The sequence below is a fragment of the Shigella sp. SIG6 genome (assembly GCF_053555815.1).
In genome coordinates this window covers 1-3,553 of the sequence record NZ_JBQZXC010000211.1, presented here as the reverse complement: position 1 = coordinate 3,553, position 3,553 = coordinate 1, and the positions used below count along the sequence as shown (strand labels likewise).

Here is a 3,553-nt window from a genome sequence, read left to right as displayed (position 1 = left end):
CCCCGCCAGGGGTTTCCGGCATGACGACAATTATCTGGAGGAGCCTGATAAAACAATGATCGCTGAACTGTTTACAAATAATGCGCTTAATCTGGTCATTATTTTCGGTAGCTGCGCAGCATTGATTCTGATGAGCTTTTGGTTTCGCCGTGGAAATCGTAAAAGAAAAGGATTTTTATTCCATGCGGTGCAATTTTTAATCTACACCATAATTATCAGTGCTGTTGGTAGCATCATTAATTATGTTATAGAAAACTATAAACTCAAATTTATCACCCCAGGCGTTATCGATTTTATCTGTACGTCCCTGATTGCGGTTATTCTGACGATTAAGCTATTTCTGCTGATTAATCAGTTTGAAAAACAGCAGATTAAAAAAGGTCGCGATATCACCAGTGCGCGGATTATGTCGCGCATTATCAAAATCACCATTATTGTAGTGCTTGTTCTGCTTTATGGCGAACATTTCGGCATGAGCCTTTCTGGCTTGCTGACCTTTGGTGGTATTGGTGGTCTGGCTGTCGGTATGGCCGGTAAAGATATTCTGAGTAATTTCTTTTCCGGGATCATGCTCTATTTCGACCGTCCTTTCAGTATTGGCGACTGGATCCGTTCACCGGACAGAAATATCGAAGGTACAGTAGCGGAAATTGGCTGGCGAATTACCAAAATTACGACCTTTGATAATCGTCCATTGTACGTACCGAACTCGCTGTTTTCGTCGATCAGCGTAGAAAACCCAGGACGAATGACCAACCGCCGCATTACCACGACCATTGGTTTACGTTATGAGGATGCGGCAAAAGTGGGCGTTATTGTCGAAGCCGTACGTGAGATGCTGAAAAATCACCCGGCCATCGACCAGCGACAAACCTTACTGGTTTATTTCAACCAGTTTGCTGACTCGTCATTGAATATTATGGTTTATTGCTTTACCAAAACCACGGTATGGGCTGAGTGGCTTGCTGCACAGCAAGACGTTTATTTGAAGATTATCGATATTGTACAGTCACACGGCGCGGACTTTGCCTTCCCCAGCCAGACGCTGTATATGGATAACATTACACTGCCGGAACAGGGTCGCTAAATCAGACATCACTGGCGTTATCCACAAGGGTAACGCCAGTTCCCATCACATCAATGCTTCACAATATACATAGTCCGACTGTACGCTACATCTTCAGGGTTATTAATGGGATAACCTTTCAGCCACGGTTTGATTAATCGTCCATTGGTATATTGATAAATTGGTGCAATCGGTGCTTGCTCCATGAGGATTTTTTCTGCCGCGTTGTAATCGGCATTACGCGCTTTAACGGTATTTTCCGTCGATGCCTGGGCCAGAACTTTGTCGTATGCCGGATTGTTAAAGCGTGAAATATTTCCTGAATGCATTGACGTTAATAATGTCAGGAAAGTGGAGGGTTCATTATAATCCCCCACCCATGAGGCGCGGATAACATCAAAATTGCCGGTGTTACGGCTATCGATATAGGTTTTCCATTCCTGATTTTGCAATTTAACATCTACGCCAAGGTTCTTTTTCCACATCGATGCTACAGCAATCGCAATTTTTTGATGGTTTTCTGAAGTGTTATACAAAAGCGTCAGCTTCAGCGGTTTTTGCGGACCATAACCAGCTGCGCTCAACAAAGTTTTTGCCTGCGCATTCAGTTCTTCCTGACTCATTTGTTCAAACGGCGAAGGTTCCGGCGTAAATCCGGCGGTAACATCTGGTATAAAATGCCACGCTGGCTTTTCGCCCGTCCCCAACACTTTTTCGGTCATCAGGCGGCGATCTATCGTCATACTTAATGCCAGGCGAACGCGCTGATCTGCCGTCGGCCCTTTTTGCGTGTTAAAGGCATAATAATAGGTCCCGAGCTGCGGTGGCGTATAAACCTGCCCCGGAATATCCTTCAACAGCTTCTGATACATATTTTTCGGGAAGGATTCGGTGATATCAATATCCCCCGCGAGGTAACGCTTAGTGGCTGCGGATTCCTGATTAATTGGCAGGAAGGTCACTTTTTGCAGCACCGTTTTGGCGTTATCCCAATAATGGGTATTCGGTACCACGACCAGTTTTTCATTGACTACGCGCTCTTTAAGAACATAAGCGCCATTGCCGATCAGATTTCCGGGTTTCGTCCACTCTTTACCGCTTTCTACGTTGGCTTTTTGCACCGGGAAGAAGGCAAAGTTAGCGGTTAAATTCACAAACCACGGCAACGGTTTATCAAGCTGAATTTTCAAAGTATGGGCATCAACTGCGGTGACGCCAAGCTGATCAGGCGTAGCTTTACCATCAATAATCGCCTGTGCGTTGTTGATTCCCGCCAGCGCGGCAAACCATGCAAATGGCGACAATGTTTTTGGGTCCACCAGACGTTGCCAGCTGTAGACAAAATCTTGCGCCGTTACCGGTGTGCCATCCGCCCATTTTGCGTTATCGCGCAGGGTAAAAGTCCAGATACGGTTGTCATTACTTTTCCATTGAGTCGCGACGCCGGGGACAATCTCCCCTTTTTCGTTCTGATTCACCAGACCTTCAAACAGATCGCGAATGACCTGAATCTCTGGCAGGCCCACGGCTTTAGCGGGATCCAGCGACGCAGGCTCATCTTTAATGTGGCGCACCAGCTCCTGCTTCTCTGCCAGTACTGTGCCGCTCGGAACTTCTGCAGCATACGAAAGAGAAATGCTGCTGACCAACAGCGCACAACACGTAACTGAAACAGAGTGCTTCATAAGTTTCCCTCTAACCGACATTAAAATTGATGCGTAATTATTTGTTTCGCCTTAAAGAAATGCAAACAACTTCCATCAAAAAAGTGACAAAGGAAGCATCAAATGTTTTAAGTATCAATATATCAAATCAGATTTAGTGTAAATAATAGACGCCAAAATGCGGCAAAGCACATAGAACACCGAACACTACGTTCGGGCTTCGCACGTTCAAACCAGTTTTCGGTATCATAATCAGCATCTGTCGCCATTGTACGAAGAATAAAAAATAACCAAAACGTTGAAAGGAACTGAGAATACGTTAAGAGAAGAATTAAATTAATGTATCAGCAAGTAGTGCTAAACAGCACCTTTATACTTCAGCCTATCTATAAATAATGAGAATGCCGAGCCAGCATGTCGACGGTGTGGATAGTACAGGTGATAACCGGGTAAATCTGGAGTGAATTTATCCAAAACACGTATCAGTTTTTTTTCTTTAATAGCCCGCTCAACCTGATCATAAGGTAGATACGCCAATCCATGCCCATCAATTGCAGCATCAATGATCAGGTCTATCGTATTCAGTAAAAGCTGACCTTCCATGCGAACACGAACTTCACGTCCACCGCGTATTAATCTCCAGCGATTTGCTGTACCCGATGTGGGAAGATACAAATTAATTGCCTGATGATCTATTAATTGTGACACTGACGTTGGAGCACTTCGACGAGAAAAATAATCCGGTGAGCCAACAATAGCCATTGGTATATCTGGCCCGATTCGAATGGCGATCATATCTTTATCCATCTCCCCACCCAGACGG

General features: G+C 44.9%; 2 protein-coding genes and 2 pseudogenes. 1 reads left to right on the top strand and 3 read right to left on the bottom strand.

Annotated features, from left to right (window positions below; translation table 11 throughout):
• Nucleotides 1-55: 55 nt before the first annotated feature.
• The gene (gene ynaI, locus ACUU1M_RS19360) at nt 56-1,087 is read left to right on the top strand and encodes a low conductance mechanosensitive channel YnaI (protein WP_000559898.1); all 1,032 of its coding nucleotides are present in this window, start codon (nt 56-58) and stop codon (nt 1,085-1,087) included.
• Between the two features lie 50 nt (nt 1,088-1,137).
• Here ynaI and mppA read toward each other — a convergent pair whose 3' ends face one another.
• The 3 genes and pseudogenes from mppA to pgrR all read right to left on the bottom strand — a co-directional run.
• Nucleotides 1,138-2,751: a murein tripeptide ABC transporter substrate-binding protein MppA gene (mppA, locus tag ACUU1M_RS19355; protein ID WP_000683016.1), complete on the bottom strand. Its 1,614-nt coding sequence runs from the start codon at nt 2,749-2,751 to the stop codon at nt 1,138-1,140.
• 164 nt (nt 2,752-2,915) lie between these two features.
• Nucleotides 2,916-2,990, bottom strand: a pseudogene (locus tag ACUU1M_RS19350) (epoxyqueuosine reductase QueH); the annotation flags it as partial.
• 97 nt (nt 2,991-3,087) lie between these two features.
• Nucleotides 3,088-3,553 (bottom strand): annotated as a pseudogene (pgrR, locus tag ACUU1M_RS19345) (DNA-binding transcriptional regulator PgrR); the annotation flags it as partial.